The sequence below is a fragment of the Georgenia sp. EYE_87 genome (assembly GCF_023148685.1).
In the GTDB taxonomy this organism is placed as follows: domain Bacteria; phylum Actinomycetota; class Actinomycetes; order Actinomycetales; family Actinomycetaceae; genus Georgenia.
This window is the reverse complement of record NZ_JAHXNL010000005.1, coordinates 134,955-154,972: the sequence shown is the minus strand read 5'-3', so window position 1 is coordinate 154,972 and position 20,018 is coordinate 134,955. Positions and strand designations below refer to the sequence as shown.

16 protein-coding genes are annotated in these 20,018 nt (G+C 70.2%); 2 read left to right on the top strand and 14 right to left on the bottom strand.

Features of this window, described 5'->3' with window-relative positions; translation table 11 throughout:
- Nucleotides 1-57: 57 nt before the first annotated feature.
- The 7 genes from KZX45_RS09815 to KZX45_RS09785 form a co-directional block, all read right to left on the bottom strand.
- Nucleotides 58-2,157, bottom strand: a complete 2,100-nt coding sequence (locus KZX45_RS09815; RefSeq protein ID WP_248257552.1) for a glycoside hydrolase family 3 protein — start codon at nucleotides 2,155-2,157, stop codon at nucleotides 58-60.
- 256 nt (nucleotides 2,158-2,413) lie between these two features.
- On the bottom strand, nucleotides 2,414-2,689 hold the full coding sequence (locus KZX45_RS09810) for a hypothetical protein (RefSeq protein ID WP_248257551.1): 276 nt from the start codon (nucleotides 2,687-2,689) through the stop codon (nucleotides 2,414-2,416).
- 332 nt (nucleotides 2,690-3,021) lie between these two features.
- A complete protein-coding gene (gene rraA / locus KZX45_RS09805; protein ID WP_248257550.1) occupies nucleotides 3,022-3,498 on the bottom strand; it encodes a ribonuclease E activity regulator RraA in 477 nt (158 codons plus the stop codon).
- Nucleotides 3,495-3,914, bottom strand: coding sequence for a universal stress protein (locus KZX45_RS09800; RefSeq protein WP_248257549.1), 420 nt, complete (start codon nucleotides 3,912-3,914; stop codon nucleotides 3,495-3,497). Before KZX45_RS09800 ends, rraA begins: the two co-directional genes overlap by 4 nt.
- Nucleotides 3,911-5,545 (bottom strand): tripartite tricarboxylate transporter permease, encoded by a 1,635-nt coding sequence (locus KZX45_RS09795; protein ID WP_248257548.1) that lies wholly within the window; start codon nucleotides 5,543-5,545, stop codon nucleotides 3,911-3,913. Before KZX45_RS09795 ends, KZX45_RS09800 begins: the two co-directional genes overlap by 4 nt.
- Nucleotides 5,545-6,123 carry a tripartite tricarboxylate transporter TctB family protein gene (locus tag KZX45_RS09790; protein WP_248257547.1) on the bottom strand — a complete coding sequence of 193 codons (579 nt, stop codon included), beginning with the start codon at nucleotides 6,121-6,123 and terminating at the stop codon, nucleotides 5,545-5,547. The genes KZX45_RS09795 and KZX45_RS09790 overlap by 1 nt, the downstream gene beginning before the upstream one ends.
- Nucleotides 6,120-7,139, bottom strand: coding sequence for a tripartite tricarboxylate transporter substrate binding protein (locus KZX45_RS09785; protein ID WP_248257546.1), 1,020 nt, complete (start codon nucleotides 7,137-7,139; stop codon nucleotides 6,120-6,122). The genes KZX45_RS09790 and KZX45_RS09785 overlap by 4 nt, the downstream gene beginning before the upstream one ends.
- 249 nt (nucleotides 7,140-7,388) lie before the next feature.
- On the opposite strand from KZX45_RS09785, the gene KZX45_RS09780 reads away from it, so the two are divergent.
- Entirely contained in the window at nucleotides 7,389-8,972 is a 1,584-nt protein-coding gene (locus KZX45_RS09780; protein ID WP_248257545.1) for a sensor histidine kinase, read from the top strand.
- On the top strand, nucleotides 8,969-9,634 hold the full coding sequence (locus KZX45_RS09775) for a response regulator (protein WP_248257544.1): 666 nt from the start codon (nucleotides 8,969-8,971) through the stop codon (nucleotides 9,632-9,634). The genes KZX45_RS09780 and KZX45_RS09775 overlap by 4 nt, the downstream gene beginning before the upstream one ends.
- Nucleotides 9,635-9,794: 160 nt before the next feature.
- Here the strand turns inward: KZX45_RS09775 and KZX45_RS09770 are convergent, their stop codons facing one another.
- The 7 genes from KZX45_RS09770 to KZX45_RS09740 all read right to left on the bottom strand — a co-directional run bounded on the left by KZX45_RS09770 (nucleotide 9,795) and on the right by KZX45_RS09740 (nucleotide 19,888).
- Entirely contained in the window at nucleotides 9,795-10,952 is a 1,158-nt protein-coding gene (locus KZX45_RS09770; protein WP_248257543.1) for an SIR2 family protein, read from the bottom strand.
- Nucleotides 10,953-11,177: 225 nt separating this feature from the next.
- A complete protein-coding gene (locus KZX45_RS09765; protein ID WP_248257542.1) occupies nucleotides 11,178-12,341 on the bottom strand; it encodes a DivIVA domain-containing protein in 1,164 nt (387 codons plus the stop codon).
- Nucleotides 12,338-13,774: a hypothetical protein gene (locus KZX45_RS09760; RefSeq protein ID WP_248257541.1), complete on the bottom strand. Its 1,437-nt coding sequence runs from the start codon at nucleotides 13,772-13,774 to the stop codon at nucleotides 12,338-12,340. The genes KZX45_RS09765 and KZX45_RS09760 overlap by 4 nt, the downstream gene beginning before the upstream one ends.
- 365 nt (nucleotides 13,775-14,139) lie before the next feature.
- Entirely contained in the window at nucleotides 14,140-15,219 is a 1,080-nt protein-coding gene (locus KZX45_RS09755; protein WP_248257540.1) for a hypothetical protein, read from the bottom strand.
- Between the two features lie 100 nt (nucleotides 15,220-15,319).
- Complete coding sequence (locus tag KZX45_RS09750) at nucleotides 15,320-16,162, bottom strand: CBS domain-containing protein (protein WP_248257539.1); 843 nt, start codon at nucleotides 16,160-16,162, stop codon at nucleotides 15,320-15,322.
- A gap of 276 nt (nucleotides 16,163-16,438) precedes the next feature.
- The gene (locus KZX45_RS09745) at nucleotides 16,439-18,259 is read right to left on the bottom strand and encodes a calcineurin-like phosphoesterase C-terminal domain-containing protein (protein ID WP_374112584.1); all 1,821 of its coding nucleotides are present in this window, start codon (nucleotides 18,257-18,259) and stop codon (nucleotides 16,439-16,441) included.
- Nucleotides 18,260-18,424: 165 nt separating this feature from the next.
- Nucleotides 18,425-19,888: a polysaccharide biosynthesis tyrosine autokinase gene (locus KZX45_RS09740; RefSeq protein ID WP_248257538.1), complete on the bottom strand. Its 1,464-nt coding sequence runs from the start codon at nucleotides 19,886-19,888 to the stop codon at nucleotides 18,425-18,427.
- Nucleotides 19,889-20,018 lie beyond the last annotated feature (130 nt).

The window sequence follows — 20,018 nt, the reverse complement described above, 5'->3', positions numbered from 1 at the left end:
CTCGTACGAGCACGGCGACCTCTCGTTCACCGGTGGAACGTCGGGCGGACGCTCCGGCTACTCCTCGTAGCTCAGGCCGAAGCCGAACTCGTAGGTGTCACCCGCGGCGTTGGTGTACGCGTAGTCGAACGCCTCGGCGTAGCCGGGGACGTCGGACGCGTTCGCCTCGACCGCGGCCTGGTCGGCCGGCAGCGTGACCGGCAGCTTGCCCGTGGGGTTGAACTCCCCGCGGACGGCTTCCCAGATCGCCTCCGTCTTGACGTCGAAGGTGGCGACGACGGACGCCGCACCGGGCTCGATGTCCTCGATGACCCAGGGCAGCACGGCGTTGACGGCCAGGATGGTCGGGACCGTGGCCTCGATCTCCTGGATTCGTGCCACGTTCACGCCGGTGTTGGCGTCGAGCTCGACGGACTTCGCCGAGCCGTCGGGCAGCTCGTAGCTGTTCGGCCGGACGAGCACGAGCGCGTCGGTCGCCTCCTCGGGGGTGTCGACGATCTGGACCGAGGGGTCGGCCGCACGGATGACGTTCTTCAGCGCCGCCGTCTGGTTCGCCGCGTTGGTCCTGGTGAAGACCTCGACGTACAGACGCGTCTCCGCCAGCGCCTCGTCGGTCAGCGGCAGCTGGCCGGCGTCGTTGCGCAGGAGCGTCACCGACCTGCGGTGCGCCTCGTCGGCCACGGCCTGGGACTCCGCCGAGTCGGCGATCTCCTGGGCGTTCGCGGGGTCGACGTACGGGTTCTCGAACAGGCCGAGGGTGAAGATCTCCTCGAGGAGGGACTGGACGTGCGGGTCCAGGTCGGACTCGGGGAGCAGCCCCTGGTTCACGGCGTTGATCAGGCCGGTCGGGTCGTTGTAGTCGGAGAACAGGGCGATGCCCGCGTCCACGGCCTTGGCGTAACGCTCCTCGAGCGTCATGGCCTGGATGGCTTCGCCCCAGGCGGTGGTGGTGAGGATGCCGCTGTCGCTGTTGACGTAGCCGGTGAAGCCCATCTCGCCCTTGAGCAGGCCGTCGATGATGGCCTTGTTGTACGCGCCGGCGACCTCCTCGAACTGCTGGTCCTCGGAGTACCAGAGGTGCTTGGGCAGCTGGTCGGCACTGAGCTCGTTGCTGGGGACGTTGTAGTACGACATCACCGAGCTGGCACCGGCGTCGATCGCGGCCTGGAACGGGGGCAGCTGGTAGTCGTACAGGCTGCCCTCGGTGGGGTAGATCGCCCACTGGCCCTGCGCGTTGTGCGGGTCGAGGCCACGCAGCACGGCGCCGTCGCCGGGGAAGTGCTTGATGGTCTGGGCCACGGACTCGCTGTCCAGCTCCTCGCCCTGGAAGCCGAGGACGAGCTCGCGGGCGATGTCCGCGTTGAGCTCGGGGCTCTCGCCGAAGGTGCCGGAGACCCGGTTCCAGCGCGGCTCGGTGGCCGTCTCGATCTGGTAGCCGTAGATCTTGTGGATGCCGGCGGCGCGCCACTCCTCGCGGGCGATCTCCGCGAACCCGCGCACGACGCCGGGGTCGTGGCTGGCGGCCAGGCCGAGGCTGCCGGGCCAGAGCGAGAACTGGCCGGTCGCCTCGCTGATCCCGAACTGCTGGTCGGGGTTGACGTGGTTGCGTGGATTGGAGGTGAAGACGACCGGGATGCCGAGCCGGGAGGCCTCGGCGAGCTCCTGGTAGTCGTTGGCCCGGTCGGCGAGCTGGGCGGCGGTCGGGTTGTCGCGGATGACGAGGTACCGGATGTTCCGGTCCTCGACGTAGCCCACCGTGGGGGCGTACGGGTCGTCCACCACCGTGCCGGCCGGTGCGCCGCGCCGCTCGGAGGTGATGTGTATGAGGCCGGCCTTCTCCTCGAGCGTCATCCGGGACACGAGGTCCGCGGCGCGCTGCGACGGCGACTTCCCCCAGTCCTCGTAGGTGTCGACCTGGCCGTTGGCGTTGAGATCGCGGAACTCGCGCTGGCCCTTCTTGATGACGGGCTTGACGCGGGCCTCGACCTCCGGAGCGTTCTTCCCGCCGGCGTTGGAGTGGGCGGGTGGGTTGCCGCCGGCACTGGAGTGGTCCGGTGTCGCGGCGAGCGCCCCGCCCGCGAGTGCGAGCGAGAGCGGGAGGGCGACGGCGGCAGCTGCTGCTGCCCGTCCGTTGGCCCGTGTGCGGTGCTTTCCCATGGATGGTTCCCCCTTGAAACATCGACGAGCCGGCGGAGCGTCTGTGCTCAACCGGTTGCCTTGGACCATGGCGTCCGGAAAGCGCGGTGGCAACGAGTTGCCATCTCTTGCATTTCGCCGTCGGGGGGACCTCCGCTGAGGAGTGTGGGCAGGCCCCGGCGGGACGGGGGCGCGGCGGAGCGTGCCGCTGCGGCGGACTACCGCGACCGCGCGTCGCGACAGGGCGTTCCGGGCCGCTGATCGGGCGGCCGAGGGCTCAGCTCAGGTGCGTGTGGATCCAGCGCCGGACCTCGGGCTGCAGGCCGGTCCAGGACGCGTCGTCGGGTGTGATCGCCGTGACGATGAGGCCGTCGCCCGGGTGGAGGTGGGGCGTCAGGGCGTTGCGCACCTCGTCCGCCGTGCCGTCGGTCGCGACGAAGCAACCGGCGTCGAGGCCGTGGCACGTGGACTGAAAGTCCTCGAGCCGGGCCAGGAAGTCGTCGTACTGACAACCCGGCCTACGCAGGTCGTATGCGACGAGAAATGCAGCCATGGGTCCCAAGATATGGGGAGGGGCTGTACCCCTGGGGGTTTTTGACGCGTGATGTTCGCGCGGCCGATCGAAGCCTACGGTGCCGCCGCGCCCCAGGACCGCGTAACGGGCCGACGGGCTGCACTCCGGCCCAGACGGCCGCCGTCACGGCCTCGGCAACGACGGCGGACCGGGAGCGGTCGAGCAGGGCTCGCACCGCTCCCGCGGGGGTGACATCGCCGAGAAAGGTCACCTCGGCCCGGCAGAGAGCGCGCTCCCGCGCGCCCTACCCCGTGTCAGGTGAGGAAGCCCGGCGCCGCTGCCGGCGGCAGGCGAGCGACGCACACCGCGCCTCAGTCCGGCAGCACGACGACCCCGTCGTCGTCGCTGACCAGCCGCGCGCGCGGGGTGAACGTCGCGCCGCCGAACGAGACGACGACGTCGCGCTCCCCGGCCCCGGTCTTCGCGCTCTTGCGCGGGTTCGACCCCAGCGCCTTGACGCCCAGGTCGAGCTCCGCGAGGGCGCCGACGTCGCGCACCGCCCCGTGGATCACCACGCCCGCCCAGCCGTTGGCCACGGCCGAGCCGGCGATGAGGTCGCCCATCAGCGCCGTGTGCAGCGACCCGCCGCCGTCGACCACGAGCACCCGACCCTCGCCCGGGCTCCCGAGCACCGCTTTCACCAGCGCGTTGTCCTCGTGGCAGCGGACCGTGGCGATGGGCCCGGCGAACACCCGACGCCCGCCGTACTGGCGCAGCTGGAGGTCGCAGGACTGCAGTCGCTCCTCGAACTCGTCGTACAGGTCGGCCGTGCCGACGACGGCGGTCATGCCACGCCGCCCTGCTGCGCCACGCCGTCGGGCTTGACCGCGAGCACGGGGCAGGTGGCCTCGAGCAGGATCCGCTGCGAGTTGGACCCGAGCAGCAGCTTGCCCACGGGCGACCGGCGCCGCAGCCCGATGACGATCAGGTCCGCCCGGTGCTCGTCCGCCGCGGTGAGCACCTCGTCCGCTGCGGATCGCCCGCGCGAGGGCTGGACCAGCAGGTGCTCGACGCCCGCCGTGGTCAGCTGCTGCTCGGCGGTGCCGATGTCGTCCTCGGAGAGCACCCGCGGGTCGGCCGCGGACTCCCCGCGCGAGGAGTTCACGACGACGAGCAGCGCCTCCTCCTTCCGGGCCACCGTGATGGCGTGCTGGAGGGCGGCGTGCCCCTCCGGGGTCGGGATGTAGCCGACGACGATGGTCATCTCTGCTCCGTGGGTGTGGTCGGGGTCCGGGTGTCGTCCGGGGTGGTCTGGGAGTCGGCGGGGGAGGCGGGGGAGGCGGGCGCCTCGTCCGGCGTGACGGGCACGGTGCCCGTGGTCGCCCCGTCGAGCATCCCGGGCCCGGTGGTGCCGCGCGCGCGGCGCACGCCGGACGCGAGGAACGGCCAGACCAGGATGAGCGCGATGATCACGTAGATCGCCACGGCGAGCGGCTCGTCGAACAGCCCGGACGGGCTCCCGGCCGAGAGCTGCAGCGCCCGGCGCATCTGCTGCTCGGCCAGCGGGCCGATGATGACGCCGATGATCAGCGGCAGCACGGGCAGCCCGTAGCGCCGCATCATCAGGCCGAGCAGCCCGAGCAGGAGCAGCAGCACCAGGTCGAACGCCTGCAGGTTGACCGAGTAGGCCCCGAGCGTGGCGAAGAAGATGATGCCCGCGTACAGGTAGGGCCGCGGGATCTGCAGCAGCTTCGCCCACGCCGGCGCCAGCGGCAGGTTGATCACCAGCAGCAGGGCGTTGCCGATGAACAGCGAGGCGATCAGGCCCCACACCAGCTCCGGCTCGCGCTCGAGAAGCAGCGGCCCGGGCTGGATGCCGAACTGGATGAACGCGGCCAGCATGACGGCGGCCGTGGCGTTGGTCGGCAGGCCGAGGGCGAGCATCGGCACGAGCGTCCCGGCCGCGGAGGCGTTGTTCGCCGCCTCCGGCCCGGCCACGCCCTCGATGGCGCCGTGCCCGAACTCCTCGGGCTTCCGGCTCAGCCGCTTCTCGGTCACGTAGGAGAGGAACGTCGGGATCTCCGCCCCGCCCGCGGGCAGCGCGCCGAACGGGAACCCGAACGCGGTGCCGCGCAGCCACGGCTTCCACGAGCGGCCCCAGTCCTCCCGGGACATCCACGGTCGGCCCACCGGGATCACCGCCGTGGAGGAGCGGCGCAGGTGCGCGGCCACCCACAGCGCCTCGCCGACGGCGAAGATCGCCACGGCGACCACGACGATGTCGATCCCGTCGGAGAGCTGCGCCTCGCCGTAGGTCAGGCGCCGCTGCCCGGTGACCGGGTCGAGGCCGATGAGCCCGATCGCCAGCCCCAGGGCGAGGGCGGAGAACCCGCGCACCCGCGACTTGCCGAGCACCGCGGTGACCGCGACCAGCGCGAGCAGCATGATCGCCAGGTAGCTCGGGGCCCCGAGCTCGATGGCGAAGCGCACCACCACGGGGGCGAAGAACGCCAGGAGGGCCGTGCCGATGGTGCCGGCCACGAAGGAGCCGATGGCCGCCGTCGCCAGGGCCTGCGCGGCCCGGCCGGCCTTGGCCATCTTGTGGCCCTCGATCGCGGTGACCACGGTGGAGGACTCGCCGGGGGTGTTGAGCAGGATCGACGTCGTCGACCCGCCGTACATCCCGCCGTAGTAGATGCCGGCGAACATGATGAACGCGCTCGTCGGCTCCAGCGCGAAGGTGACGGGCAGCAGCAGCGCCACCGTCATGGCCGGGCCGAGGCCCGGGAGCACGCCGACGGCGGTGCCGAGCAGCACGCCGATGGTGGCGTAGAGCAGGTTCACCGGCGTCGCCGCCGTGACGAAGCCGTCGGCGAGGGCGTTGACCACGTCCATCAGAGCACCCCCTCCAGGAGCCCGGCGGGCAGGTGGATGCCCAGGCCGAGGTAGAACCCGTAGAAGCTGCCCAGCGCGAGCAGCAGCGAGACGACCAGGTCGCGCACGTAGTGCCGGCTGCCCAGGGCCACCACGGACCCGAAGAACAGCAGCGAGCCGGAGAGCACCCACCCGAGGGTGTCCACGAGCGCGATGTTCGCGGCGAAGACCGCCACCAGCGGCACCACGGTGCGCCAGTCGGTCGGGTGGGTCAGGTCCACGTCCTCCCCGCCCTCGGCCTCGCCGCGCCCGCCGCGCAGCACGTCGACCGCGAGGACGAGGGCGCACACGAGCAGCAGCCCGGCGACGATGTACGGCAGGGCCTTGGGCCCGACCGGGTCGGACTGGGAGTAGGGGGCGTTCAGGCCCACCGTGTCCAGCAGGATCAGCGCGCCGAGCACCGCGAGGAAGGCGGCGACGCCCAGCTCGGAGCGCCCGGTCACCCGCCCCCGCCCGGGGGCCGTCGCGGCCGGCCCGCCCGCACCACCGGTCCCGGCCGCGTCGCCGCGGCCGGGACCGCTCATGGCCGCGGAGCTCATGCCAGTCCGAGCTCCGTCAGGACGTCGGCCACCCGCTCGTCCTGCTCGGTGAGGAACTCGGCGTACTCGTCGCCGGTGATGAAGGCGTCGGTCCAGCCGTTCTTCTCCAGGGCGGCCTCCCACTCGGGCGAGGCGTGCATCTCCTCCAGGGCGGCGATCCAGGCGTCGCGGTCGGCGTCCTCGATCTCGGGCGGGGCGACGATGCCGCGCCAGTTGGTGAAGACCAGGTCGATGCCGGCCTCGGTGAGGGTGGGCGCGTCGATGCCCTCGACCGGCTCCTCGGAGGAGACGGCGAGCACGCGGATCTCGCCGGTCTCGATCTGGTCCTTGAACTCGCCCGCGCCGGAGGTGGCGAAGTCGAGCTTGGAGCCGAGGATGGCGGGGAGGAGGTCGCCGCCGCCGTCGTAGGAGACGAAGTTGACCGCCGCGGGGTCGACGCCGACGGCCTGGGCGAGCTGCATGGGCAGGAGGTGGTCGGGGCCGCCGGGGGAGGAGCCGCCGCCCACGGACAGCCCGCCCGGGTCGGCCTTCCACGCCTCGACGAGGTCGTCGATGGTCTGGAACTCGGAGTCGGCGGGCACCATGACGGCGCCGGGCTCCTCGATGAGCTTGGCCAGCGGGGTGGTCTCGGTCAGGGTGGCCTCGGACTCGTTGGTGTAGCTGGCGCCGACCACGCCCAGGCCCATGAGCATGGCGAGGTCGCCGTTGCCGGTCTCGGAGACGGTGCGGGCCAGGCCGACGGTGCCGCCGGCGCCCTCGAGGTTGAAGACCTCCATGCCGGAGGAGATGCCGGTCTCCTCCATGACCTGCGCGGCGGTGCGGGCGGTCTGGTCGTACCCGCCGCCGGCGGAGTTGGGCACCATGATCCGCTTGTCGGTGAGCGGGCCGGCCTCGGCGGCGCCGGTGGTGGCGCCGTCGGCGCCCGCCTCGGACTCGGTGCCGGTGACGCCGCACGCCGTCAGGGCGAGCGCGGCGCCGGCGAGCAGGGCGGGGATCTTGAACGTGGAGCGAAGCATCGTCGGCCTCTTCGTCGAGGGGGCAGGAACGTGGACGATCATGGACGACGGCGCGGCCGCCATCACCGTTGCGGTCGCAGCGGTCGTTGAGTTCTTTGTGGTCACGGCCGGGTCCGCGCCCGCGCGCCCGCCGGCGCCGTCCCGGGTGGCACGATGTGGCTCTCGCCCCGCGCGCCTGACGTCGCTGCGCGGACGTGCCCCGACGACGGCGCAGCCGCCTCGCCGGACGACGCCGGAGAAGAGGTGGACATGCGCAGGAACCGGATGACGCTGGCCGGGCAGTTCCTCGTGCTCCAGCTCGTCATCGTCGCGCTCGTGGTCATCACCGTCGGCGTGCTGTCCTTCGCCCAGACCGGCGAGCAGCTCCAGCGGGTGGAGAACCGCCGGGCGCTGTCGGCGGCGGAGAACCTGGCCGGCAACCCCACCGTCCGCGCGCTCGTCGGGACGGCGCTGCCCGGCGGGAGCGCCCCGCTGGCCGCGGTGGGGGAGACGGTCCGGACGGTCTCGGGCTCCGACGTCGTCGAGCTGCTGCGTCCCGACCGCACGGTGCTGGAGTCCTCCCGCCCGGGCGAGGTGGGGCAGCTCCTCCGGGACGACCGGCCCGACGTCCCGACCTCGCGCTCCTGGGTCGGCCCGGTGGCCGGCGGTGCCGCCGTCGCCGCGGAGGTCCCGGTACTCGACGACGGCGGCGCGCTGGTCGGGGTCGCCCGGGTGGAGCGGGAGCTGCCCGCCGTCACCGAGCGGCTCGCCATGGCCGGCCCGAGCCTGCTGGTGTACGTGGGGCTCGCGACGACGATCGGCGTCATCGGCTCGACCATGCTCGCCCGCCGGATCAAGCGGCAGACGCTGGGCCTGGAGCCCACGGAGATCGCGGGGCTGGTGGAGCACCGCGAGGCGCTGCTGCACGGCATCCGCGAGGGCGTCGTCGCCCTGGACACCGCCGGGCGGGTCACCCTCCTCAACGACGCCGGGCGGCGGCTGCTCGCCCTGCCCCCGGACGCCGTCGGACGCCCGCTGGCGGAGCTGACGGCGGACGCCGAGCTGCGCGAGGCGCTGACGGAGGACGCCACGCGCGACCGGCTGGTGGTGGTGGGGCCGCGGCTGCTGGTGCTCAACCGGATGCCGGTGCGCAGCCACGGGGCGGTGATCGGGTCGGTGACCACCATGCGCGACCGCACGGAGACGAAGGCCCTCGAGCGGGCGCTGGACACCTCGCGCCGCACCACCGGCACGCTGCGGGCGCAGACCCACGAGTTCTCCAACCAGCTGCACACCATCTCGGGCCTGCTGCAGCTGGAGGAGTACGAGGAGGCGGTGCGCTTCGTCGAGGGCGTCAGCCGCCACCGCGACAGCCTGTACACGCAGATCACGGCGCGGATCTCGGACCCGCCGATCGCCGCGCTGCTGATTGCCAAGGACTCCCTGGCCGCCGAGCGCGGGGCGCGCCTGGTGCTGGCGGAGGAGTCGGCCGTGGCCCGGGTGGACGAGGACCTCTCCCGGGACCTGGTCACCGTGGTGGGCAACCTGGTGGACAACGCCCTCGACGCCGTCGCGCAGGCGGCGGAGAAGCTCGTGGAGGTGGCGCTGACCGAGGACGAGGCGGCGGTGACGGTGCGGGTCCACGACTCCGGCCCGGGGGTCGCCGCCGCCGCCGCGGAGCGGCTGTTCCGCTCGGGGTACACCACCAAGGGCTCGGCGGAGGCGGGCGGGCGCGGCTACGGGCTGGCCCTGGTGCGGCTGGTGTGCCGTCGACGCGGCGGGGACGTGGCCGTGCATAACGACGACGGCGCGGTATTCACCGCCCGGCTGTGCAAGAAGGAGGAGGGGCCGTGATTGGGGTGCTCATCGTCGACGACGACTACATGGTGGCCCGGATCCACGAGGGGTTCGTGCGCCGGTGCGACGGGTTCGAGGTGGTCGGGGTCGTGCACGACCCCGCGGCCGCGCTCGAGGCCGCCGCCCGGCTGCAGCCGGACCTGGTGCTGCTCGACGTCTTCCTGCCCGGCGCCTCCGGGCTGGACATCCTCGCGGACATGCGCGAGGCGGCGCCGGACATGGACGTCATCGTGGTCACCGCCGCCCGGGAGGCGGACACGGTCAAGCGGGCCGTGCGCGGCGGGGCCGTGCAGTACCTGATGAAGCCGTTCACCTTTGCCGACCTGCGCGAGCGGCTCCAGCACTACCGGCAGACCCACCGCGCGCTGACCCCGGGGGCGACGCCGGAGCAGACGGACGTGGACCGGCTCTTCGCCACGCCCAGGCAGACGGCGGCGACCCTGCCCAAGGGGCTCAGCGCGGAGACGCTGCAGCTGGTCGGGCAGGTGCTCGCCGACGCCGGGCGCGACCTCTCCGCGGCCGAGGCCGCCGAGGCGGCCGGGATCTCCCGGGTCAGCGCGCGGCGGTACCTCGAGCACCTCGCCGAGACCGGCCGGGCGGAGGTCCGGCTGCGGTACGGCGAGGTCGGCCGGCCCGAGCGGCGGTACGCGCCGCGGTGACTGCGGCGCAAGCGGGAGGACGGCGGGGACGCGGTATTTGCACGCCAAGAGTCATCTGTACGTTCAAGGTGCAGTGTGTTGAACTCGGGCCGGTCTGGCCCTGAACGCTGCACCACGGCGAGGCCACCCAAAGCGACGGCGCGCCGCGGTTAGCGACGGGTCAGGTCGATGTGCTGTTTGTGACGAAGTTGCGCCAGTCCTCGGTAGCTTGGATGCCGTTTGCGCCTTCGCGATTGATCGCAAGCCAATGTGCGGAACTCCCGTCCTCGACGCCCCATCCCAACGCTCGCTCGATCTCCTTGCGAGTTGGCTGGTCCCCAAACGTTACGACGAGGACGTCTGGTTTGTCGTTGGCGGTCCGCTCCGAAAACTCAAGGCGAAGCATGTCGTTTACGCAGACGTCTCTGAAAGAGTATCCTACTATCAGCCAATTATTGGAGTTGTGGAGGCCTTCGGCGAACATCTCGTACGCTACCGAGAATGGAAATTCGCTCACGTGTTCTGATTTATCGCGCTGATTTGCGAGGACTACTACTGGCCGCACGTTAGTCCGGTTCTCACGTACGGCAACCCACTGATCGTGCTCGCGCAGAAATTCTGTGCTGAGCTTTGCGTAGACCTTCGTGGAGCGATTGGCCCAGTACGTAAGTGACCCGTGGAGGTGGAGCAACCGGACGCGTCGGTTACTGGGAAAGTCGTTTGCCGACTCCCGCAGTGCCGGCACATCTGTGGTCTCGTCGTCCTCCGAACTGGTGACTTTGACCGTACGGTAACCGTGCCCCAGGTCAGCCAGTTCGCGCTGGCAAACGTCGAGAAGAGCGGACAGGAGCAACGTGTCGTAATTGAGGTTCCCGATAGTGACTCGGCCGGTGAAGTCTTGAGTGAGCGATTGTGTGAAGGCGATTAGGTTGCGCGACCTATGGCGTTCCGCTTGGGACCGTTCGAAGATTACTTCAAGTACGTGGCTCAGGCCCCTGTCTCGGATTGCTTCGGCGAACTCTGCGACTACTCCGATCGCTTCAAGTAAATCTTGGTCAGTCGGCTTCACAAGGGTAGCCAGTCGTTCGAGATGCGAAAGTGTTGTGCGCTCTGCGCCGAAGGCCCCGACCAGCACCTCGAAGTCATGGTCCGCTGTGGCGCCACCCGGAAGGGCCCGCTCAGCAATCTCTTGCATGGCGACGACGACGTCTGAACCATTTTCGTCCTCGTCTTCGAAGCGATCGAGCACCTCTTGAGTAATCTCTCGGAGTGAGAGGGCGGGGTTGAACGCAATGCTCAAACCGTTGCCCACCAACACTGCGACGTCGTCGTCCGACAATGAAATCCCTTTCATCCCGGGGCTACCCCACGGTAACCGGCGGTAATATTCGCTTGGCGGTCCGGTGGCGATCAGTTACCGTCCGAAGTGAGCTGATCCAAAGTCTGGTGGGCGGACAGGCGGCGTGGATTCGACGAGCAGGAATCCGAAGGAACCTCATCCTTCGCTCTGAGGGCAATTTTGTTAAGCGGATCGCCCCGAAGGGCTTGCCCGTCTCCAGTCCGATTAGCGTGACGCTGTCCGCTCTGCTCTTGCCTCGGCCTCAGGCGCTGGAAGAACCAAATCCCCGTTGGCGGGCTCGACCGCCTCGTCGTCGGCCTGGACCTCTCGAGAAGCCTCGGCCGGGTCGTCCACGGCAACCCCGACAGCATCCTCGCCGGCCGGCCCCTCGTGGTCGTCGCTCACCGTCACTTCGCTCTGGACCGCCTGGTTCGGCGCCGGCTGCGGGGCGGAGAAGGGCGCACCGGTGAGGGCGTCCACCGGCACGCTGGTGCCGGTGAGCGTGGCCAGCATCTGCCGGACGTTGGAGAGCTGGGCGTTGATGCTGTCCCGCCGCTGCGAGGCGGCCACCAGCTCGCGCTCGGACTCGGTGCGGATCCGCTCGGCGCGGGCCTTGGCCTCGCCGAGGAGCTGCTGCGCCTGCCGCTCGGCCTCCTCCACGGTGCGCCGGGCCTTCTGCTCGGCGTCGGCCAGCTGCTGCTCGCTCTCGTAGCGGATCGCCTCGGCCTGGTTCTGCTGGGCCATCAGCCGCTGCTCGGCGGCGACGGAGCGGGCCGCGAAGTCGTCCTCCGCGTGCTGCCGGCGCTGCGCCAGGGTGGTCTCGAAGTCGGCGGCCGCCTGCGCCGCCCGGGCGCGCTGCTGCTCGTAGACGGCCTCGGCCTCCTCGCGGCGGGCGGTGGCGTCCCGGTCGGCCTGGTCGAGGATGTCATCGGCCTCGCGGCGCGCGTGCTCGAGGGTGCGGGCCGCCTCGGTCTCGGCGGCGCTGCGGGTCTGGGCGGCGTAGCGGTCGGCGTCGGCCCGGACGCGCTCGGCGGACTCCGCGAGCTCGCGGCGCTGCTCCTCGATCTCCCGGCGGGCGTCGTCCCGCAGCTCCTCGGCCTCCTCCTCGGCCAGCTGGAGGATGGCGCCGATCCGCTTGCCGAAGTCGGCCCAGGTCGGCTCCGGCGCGGGCTGCTCGCTCCGGCGGACGGCCTCCTCCTTCTGGCGGTTGGCCTCGGCGACGGCGGCGGCCGCCGCGGACTCGGCGGCCTCGAGCGCCTGCACGCGGCGGCCGAGCTCGTCGGTGTGCTCGCGGGCGCTCTGCAGCTCCCCGGCGAGCTGGCGGACGTGCTCGTCGACCTCGGCGGGGTCGTAGCCGCGCAGGACGGTGCGGAAGGATGTCTGGCTCATCGGGCGTCGGGTTCCTTGTCGTCGTGGGTGGTGAGGTCGGTGAGGGTCGTGCCGGGGGAGGGGTCGGGGACCGCGAGGGCGTCGATGACGCCAGAGAGCTGGCCGAGCTCGGCGGCGATCCGGTCCCGGCGCAGGGTGAGGGTGCGGACCTCGGCGCGGGCGCCGTCCAGCAGCTCGTGGGCGAGGGTGCGCAGCCCGTCGGCCTCGGCACGGGCCTCGGCCACGATGCTGGCCGCCTCGGCACGGGCCTCCCGACGGCGGTCCTGGGCCTCGCGCTGCGCGGCCCCGGACTGCTGGGCCGCCTGCTCGCGCAGCACGCGGGCGCCCTGCTCCGCGCCGGCCAGGCGACGCTCCGCCCGCTCGACCATCGCGGACGCCCGGGCCTCCGCCTCGGCCAGCACCCGGTCGGCCTCCTCGCGGGCGCGCCGACGCTCGGCCTCGGCCGCCGCCCGCGCGGACTCCAGGTGCTCGTCCGCGTCGGCGCGCACGGCCGCCGCGGCGTCGTCCGCGGCCTGCAGCAGAGCCCGGGCCTTGGCCGCGGTGGAGGCGATCACCGGCTGCAGGCGCCGGCGGACCGCACGGATCTTCTCGGCCCCGACGGCGTGGCCCTGGCGCTGCAGCCGTTCCGCCTCCTGCTCGGCGGCGGCCACCAGCTGCTCGACCGTGCGCTGCGTCCACGCCATCTGCTCCGCGGCGAGGGCAATGTCCGCCTCCGCGGTGGCCCTGGCCTCGTCCCGGATGCGCCCGGCCTGCTCGGCCGCCGTGGCGAGCTCGGCCGCGGCCTGGCTGCGGGCCCGCTCAAGCTCGGCGGCCGCCGCCCGTCGCATGGCGTCGACGGCCTGGGTGGCGTCCGCGCGCAGCTGCTCAGCCTCCGCGCGGGCCGCCTCGAGCACCCGTGCCGCCTCGTCCGTGGCCGCCTGCCGGACGCGCTCCTCCTCAACGACGAGGGCGGCCGTGCGCCGCTCGACCTCGCCGTCCGCCTCCTCGAGGAGCTGCCGGCTGCGTTCGCGCGCCTCCTCGAGAAGGTTGGCCGCCTGCGTCTCGGCGTCGACGGCTGAGCGCTCGGCGCGCGAGCGCAGCACCGCGGCCGTCGACTCAGCCTGGGCAAGCACCTCGTCGCGCGCGCGGTCTGCCTCCGCCAGCACGAGGGCCGCCTGCTCGGCGGCGTCCTGGACCAGCTGGGCCGCCTCCTCCTGCGCCTCGTCCAGCTGCACGCGGGCGGCGCGACGAGCTGCGTCGGCCTCCTCGTGCAGGCGTGCCGCCTCGGCCCGCAGACGTTCCGCCTCGTCCCGGGCCGCGTCGGCGTAGCGCTGTGCCAGGGCCAGCATGTGCACGGCCTCGTCCGCCGTCGTCGGCGCGGCCGGCGGCGGAAGTGCCTCGTCCGGGCCCGCGGGGCCCAGGATCACCGCCTCGCCCGCATTCGGTGGCTGCATGGCGGGCATTCGGCTCAACTGGTCCTGTCGGTCGGTCGGCGTCGGTGCGTTGTCCTCGGTGCGTTGCCGCCGTCCGTGGCGGTGGAGGAGCTGCCCGGGACCTGTACCGACGAGAGATTGGAGGAGTCCTCGCCCGATATTACCCCCGGTCGAGTTGCGGATCCTCCGCATAGGCCGCCAGCCGCGGCGGCGCGAGTGGGACCGCGGCGAGGACCGCGTTGAACGCGGGCGCCACCAGTCCTACGGCGAAGCGCGGGCAGCCGCGGACCTTCTGGGCAGCGTCATGCAGGAGACGAGTTCACGTGCTCAAGAGTTACTTACTACCCCCCTGCGCTCTGCTAGACCTTGGACGGTTCGCTCACAGATTACTGGGCGGCAAGTAGTTGGGTGACATCGCGTTCGACTTCAGGATCCAGCGTCACGAGTTCTGTTCCACGAGCGAAGACAGCCTGCGCAATGTCTCGAATTAGGGCCTCCTTCGATGGGCGGGACCACCACAGAAGCCTGGTCCGATCAGGAAGGAGCCAGTCGGCCTCAACATTCCCTCGGACAAGCACCTTGCCTGGGCCAAAAGTTTCGAGGACCACCTGCCGTTGCTCAAAGTCGACCGACGAGTTGACGATCGAAACATCCATGTCGCGCATACGTAAAATGTCGGCCACGTACTCGGCGTCCGAGAGGCGATTTGCTGTTATAAGAAGAGGTCGATTCTCCGACATGGTTTGTTCGGCGACTGCGATCACTGCTTGAGCGCGTGGTTCCCACTCCAAGGCTTCGAGACGCTCGAGCAGGTCGATAGCATGCGTCGCCCTCGACGAATCGGCACCGTGCTTGCTCACATGTTCGACGCTCTCAGCTTCTGCGGAGAGCAGCGCGTGAAGGTACGACAGCGAAGCCGAGGCACCCTCTATGGAGTCGGTCCCAAGAAACTGCTTGACGTCTTCGCGGAGACGTGATTCGACAGGGTCCGATTCGAGTCCGACGCACACAACGGTGGGCGCCCGCCCCCAGTCGCGCACCGCGTCGCTCAACCTGTACTCCAACACCTTCTCAAACTTGTTGTCCGCGTCATCGCCGGGGCCGAGGACTGCGACCGTCTGATCGGCTCTGTTAATCCAAGTGGCAGCCGTGCGACCGAGAACTCCGTCAGCCCTCGATGGCACACCGTCGAGGACCAGAAGCGCGGGCTCCAAATTTGATAGAGAGTGGTGATCGCCCTTAGCTGCTAAGAGCTGAACCGTGGCAATCGTGACTCCTGGCGTCGCAAAATTGCTGCCGCCGGCTTCGTCCATGGCTAGGAGGTATGTGGAGCTTCCTGCCAACAATGTGACCCTGAAATCGGACGCGTGGAGGCGGGCGGCCCACTGGTCAGCCTGCGCACGAGAAACCGTGATTACAAGGACGCTGGCGCCACCCAGGGCTGTGCTGCTGACCTTCTGTTTCATAAGGCGTCCTACGCCGGTCCCCGGCGGCGCAACTAAGGCGATCGTGCGTGCAGAGGAAGTCGCTAATTCATGCGCTAGCGACTGGAATGCATTGTTTTCGTTATTGGTCACGGTGTGTCCTCGCCCTCTGGGCATCCAGTCTGCGTCCCAGGTAGCGCCGGGCGTTAATGAGAGCGTCGAGTTCTTCACTCGACACCTCGTCCCGGAAGTGGAATACTTTATTTCGAACTTCGCGAACTGGCTCCAAGAGTGAACTGACGAGCGGGCGGTTGGTGCCGAAAGTTGCTCGGAACAACTTCCCGTAATTCGCCTGATTGAGCAGGACGCTAAGAAGTTCTCCCATGGAGAGAGTTGCAAGAACGGAGTAACTGTCTCCTGTCGGGCGGCCCCGGTTATCGTTGACTATCATCTGCACGTGCTTGCGGAGTTCATCGGGATCGGAACATGCCTGTTCCATGAGGCTCCGCACTGCTAGTTCGATGTCTTGGAGAAGGACGAACGGCTTAGTCACCTGCCACAAGTAATTTGCGGCGTCGCTGAGTGTCATCACTGCGTCAAGGCGGTCCTCTTCGCCAACTAGCACAGCTCCGTCAGCGTTGAGACGGTCCATGATGGCGCCGACATCCATGCCTGCGCGAACAAACTCAAGGTCTTCCAAGTAGTCCTCGACGGGCTGTGCCAAAGGATCATCGTTACGTCTGATGTGCTGAATGCCTTGCGCGAAGGAGCGGTACGAGAACACGCCGATCACACTGGCACCGATGCATACCGGCAATTGGTCGAATCCGTGCGCCTGCATGACGTTCAGGGCCTCGCGCACCGATTGCTCTGCTTGGACCGTCACGACTTCTTGGGCTGAAGGAATAAGGCGCGCGACGCGTAACAAGTCGTGGTTGCTTGCCCAAGCTGCCCGCTGCTCCATACACCCCCCGACGCCGATCACGTGTGAGTACGGGATCCAATCTAGCGGTGTAAGGCGAGGTCGTGCGTGCTTCTCACCGGGGGCCCGTCAGGCGGCAGCACTTGTTGATGTCCAGAGCAAGGACTTCGCCGCTTCTGGCAGCGCCCCAATCGCCATGACCGACCGCACGTCGGCGCGTGTGAGTCAACTTCCGTTGTAAGAACGAGGTGGAATGGGACAGCTGCCGCTCCTGTTAGTGCCGGGCTCTTGCCAAAGGGGCGGAGCCCGCAGACCCCGCCCCTCTCGTGATCGTGAGAGCTACTCGGTGACCTCGAAGGTGAGGGTCTCGGTGAAGGTGCGGCCGTGGACGTCGGTCGCGCTCACCTCGGCGGTGTGCTGGCCGACGGCGAGGTCGGCCGGCAGCTCGAGGCGCCACAGGTGCATCGAGCGGTCGGCGAGGCTGCCGCCGTGGACGAGCTGCTCCTGCACGACGGCCGGGTCGGACCACTCGGCGCCGACGAGCTGGCCCTCACCCTGCATCTGCTGGGTGCGGACGGCCTCGACCGGCTCGCCGCCGTCGATCACGACGTCGACGGTGGAGCCGGTGCTGCCCATCCAGAAGTTGGTGGTCAGCCAGGTGGCGCCGGCGAGGTCGGCCTGGGAGACGACGAGCGGGTTCTCGAGCTCCGGGGCGGACCCGCGGCTGGTGCGGTACTGGGCGTACCAGTCGCGGTAGCGCGGGGTGTTCAGGCCGAGGGCCATCTGGTGCTCGCCGTCCTCGCCGCGGACGGTGAAGCGCTCCTGGAACTCGGTGTTCTTGATGTCCAGGGTGAGCACGCCGGGCCGGCCGCCGTCGCGCTGGATGGCGGTGGGGTAGCCCTCGTCGAGGAGGCGGCCGGAGTACCAGTCGCCGGAGATGGCGCCGGAGGTGACGTGGGTGAAGGGCAGGCCCTCGACGCCGAAGAGCTCGTTCCAGCCGGCGAGGCTGTCGCCCTCGCGGAGGTTCTCGATGCTGTGGGTGTGCCCGCCGACGGCGACGACCTCGCGGCCCTCGAGGATCTCGTAGATCTCCTGGACCTGGGCCACCTGGTGGCGGGCGGCGCCCTGGTCGGCGTAGTCGAGCAGCGGGATGTGGGAGGCGAGGACGATGAGCTGGTTCTCGGGCACCTGGGCGATGTCGCTGCGCAGCCACTCGAGCTGCTGGGCGTCCAGCGCGCCGGTGTAGGAGGTGCCCGCCTTGTACTCGACCGTGTTCAGGGCGACGACGTGGGCCTTGCCCGAGTCGTAGGAGTAGTACTCCGGGCCGAGCTTCGCGCGGAAGGTGTCGAACGTGTGCTCGCTCGTGGTGGCGTCGAAGTCGAGGTCGTGGTTGCCGGGGAGGAACCGTGCCGGGCCGTTCAGCATGCTGGCCAGCTCGCGGGTCTGCGGGTAGAGGGAGAGGTCGTCGCCGACGACGTCGCCGATGAACGTGACGCCGCAGCCGGCATAGTCGGTGCGCTCGGCGAGATCGGCGAACGCGCCGGCCCGGGCGAACTCCACCTCCTCGAGGTCGTAGGTCTGGATGTCGCCGCCGATGACGCAGCTCTGGTCCGGGGACTGGGTGAGCGCGCTCTGCGCGAGCGGGAAGTTCACCGCGTCCGGCAGCGGGCCGGTCGGGGCGATGCCGCCGAAGCGCAGCGCCGGCGAGCCCTCCGGCAGGTGGTGGTAGAAGAACTGGGCGACGTTGTCCGCGTCCACCGGCACCTGGTAGCCGCGCGGCTGGGTGACGGAGACGGTCATGTTGTCGAACGCCGGCAGCTCATAGCGGCCCTGGCCGTCGGTGGTGGTGACGTCGCGGCCGTTGGTGACGGTGACGCCCGTCAGGCCCTGCTCGTTGGCGTCCTGGACGGAGTTCTTGTTCTTGTCCTCGAAGACGGTGCCGTCGATGGTCTCCGGGGTCTCGTCGGTGCCGGCGACGATGTCGACGCCGCCGCGGTAGGCCGTCTCGGCCCAGTTGCTGCCGTCAGCCGAACCGGCGGGCGCGGCGGTGGCGACGGTGGTGGAGAGCACCGCGCCGCACGCCGCGAGGGCGAGGGCGGTGGTGGTGAGGCGCAGCGGTCGGTGAAGGCGGGCGTTGGACGAACTTTCGGGCACGTTCACGTTTCGGGCTCCTGTCGGGATGCGACCGGTCCCCCTGACCGGCCACACGCGACGTTTTCAGCCGTACGTGAACGAAAAACGGCGCTCGGTTGACGCCGGGGTGCAGCGCCGTCGACGACTCGACGAGGCGCAGGTGAACGGACGGAGCCTCAGCCGTCAGTACGACTACGGCCTGCGGCTCTGCGCCGCGAGCGGCTTGCCCGGCCAGGTGGCCCCACGGGAACCCGACTCCATGCGCCGGCCGTTGCGGCGCGCGCCGCTGTCCGCGACGGTCTCGCCGGACGTGTACGACTCGTACGTGTACTCGTAGCCGTCCCGGCCCTTCTGCTCGACCTTGTTGAGCACCAGGCCGAGCATGCGGGCGCCGACGTTCTCCAGGTTGTCCAGCGACTCGCGCAGCTGGGCCTTGTGGATGCGGTCTGCGCCAGCGACCACCACAGCGCCGCCCGCAAGCTTGGTCAGCACCGCGGCGTCGGTGACGGGGAGCAGCGGCGGGCTGTCGATGAGCACCATGTCGTAGGACTGCGTGAGCGTGCCGAGCAGCGTCGCCATCGCGCGGGATCCGAGCAGTTCGCTCGGGTTGGGCGGGATCTGCCCCGACGGCAGGACGTCGAGCGAGGTGTCGCGCCAGGGCTGGACCACGTCACCGATCTCGGCGCGCCCGATGAGCACGGTGGTCAGGCCGACGCGGCCCTCGAGGCCCATGTAGTCGGCGATGGACGGGCGCCTTAGGTCGGCGTCCACCAGCACGACGCGGGCACCCGAGTCGGCCAGCGCGACCGCGAGGTTGATCGCCGTCGTCGTCTTTCCCTCGCCGGGCACGGAGGAGGTCACCACGATCGAGCCCGGCCGGTCGGCGAGGTCGACGAACTGCAGGTTGGTCCGGAGGCGGCGCATCGCCTCGGCCCTCTGACCGGTCGGGTCGTCGTACATGAAGACCGGGTGCTCGACACCCGTGGAGTCGAACCCGATGGTGCCGATGACGGAGCTGTCCGTGACGGCGCTGATGTCCTTCTCGTCGCGGACCTTGGTGTCCAGCATCTCGCGCAGGATCGCGACGCCGACGCCGAGCATCAGCCCCAGCACGGCACCGAGAGCGAGGTTGCGGGTGATGTTGGGGGAGGAGGGGTCGGCCGGGGCGGCGGCCGGGGTGGTGACGGTGGCGCGCACCGACTCGGAGCCGTCCTGGCGCTCGGGGGAGAGGTCACCGACAGCGATGCTGAGCTGCTTGGCGACGGCGTTGGCGATCTCGGCGGCCCGCTCAGGATTCTCGTCCGTTGCGGTGATGTCCACCATCATCGTCTCTGGCGGCACGGCGACGGCGAGGGTGCTGGCGAGGTCGGTGGGCGACGTGTCGAGCCCGAGATCCTCGATCACGGGCCCGAGGACGAGCGGGGTGGTGGCAACCTCGGCGTAGGAGGTGATCTGCTTCTCGGTGAACGTGGAGCCCTGGGCCAGGTCGGAGACGGTCTCGCCAGCCTCGACCGAGAAGAACATGCGGTTTGTGGCGCTGTACTTGGGCGTCATCAGCAGCGTGACGGCAGCCGTCGCGGCAAGCGTGGCAAAGGCAATGATCGCCACGCTGACCCAGCGCTTGCGCAGGATGCTGATGTACTCGTTCAGTTCCACGGAAGGCCCCCCGGTGTGCTCACAACCCGAGCCAGTCTCGCATAAACTCCGCGGCCCTCCAGAAGTGGTCGTTCAGCGGTCGTCCAGTGTTGCGGACCGATCCTCCCCTGAACTGGTGAGGAGCTGCACG

What these genes read in the sequence shown, in the direction of transcription:
- KZX45_RS09760 (WP_248257541.1), bottom strand. Translation starts at nt 13,774, where the DNA reads ATGCAGCCACCGAATGCGGGCGAGGCGGTGATCCTGGGCCCCGCGGGC.
- KZX45_RS09800 (WP_248257549.1), bottom strand. Translation starts at nt 3,914, where the DNA reads ATGACCATCGTCGTCGGCTACATCCCGACCCCGGAGGGGCACGCCGCC.
- KZX45_RS09785 (WP_248257546.1), bottom strand. Translation starts at nt 7,139, where the DNA reads ATGCTTCGCTCCACGTTCAAGATCCCCGCCCTGCTCGCCGGCGCCGCG.
- KZX45_RS09810 (WP_248257551.1), bottom strand. Translation starts at nt 2,689, where the DNA reads ATGGCTGCATTTCTCGTCGCATACGACCTGCGTAGGCCGGGTTGTCAG.
- KZX45_RS09755 (WP_248257540.1), bottom strand. Translation starts at nt 15,219, where the DNA reads ATGAAACAGAAGGTCAGCAGCACAGCCCTGGGTGGCGCCAGCGTCCTT.
- KZX45_RS09765 (WP_248257542.1), bottom strand. Translation starts at nt 12,341, where the DNA reads ATGAGCCAGACATCCTTCCGCACCGTCCTGCGCGGCTACGACCCCGCC.
- KZX45_RS09780 (WP_248257545.1), top strand. Translation starts at nt 7,389, where the DNA reads ATGCGCAGGAACCGGATGACGCTGGCCGGGCAGTTCCTCGTGCTCCAG.
- KZX45_RS09790 (WP_248257547.1), bottom strand. Translation starts at nt 6,123, where the DNA reads ATGAGCTCCGCGGCCATGAGCGGTCCCGGCCGCGGCGACGCGGCCGGG.
- rraA (WP_248257550.1), bottom strand. Translation starts at nt 3,498, where the DNA reads ATGACCGCCGTCGTCGGCACGGCCGACCTGTACGACGAGTTCGAGGAG.
- KZX45_RS09815 (WP_248257552.1), bottom strand. Translation starts at nt 2,157, where the DNA reads ATGGGAAAGCACCGCACACGGGCCAACGGACGGGCAGCAGCAGCTGCC.
- KZX45_RS09795 (WP_248257548.1), bottom strand. Translation starts at nt 5,545, where the DNA reads ATGGACGTGGTCAACGCCCTCGCCGACGGCTTCGTCACGGCGGCGACG.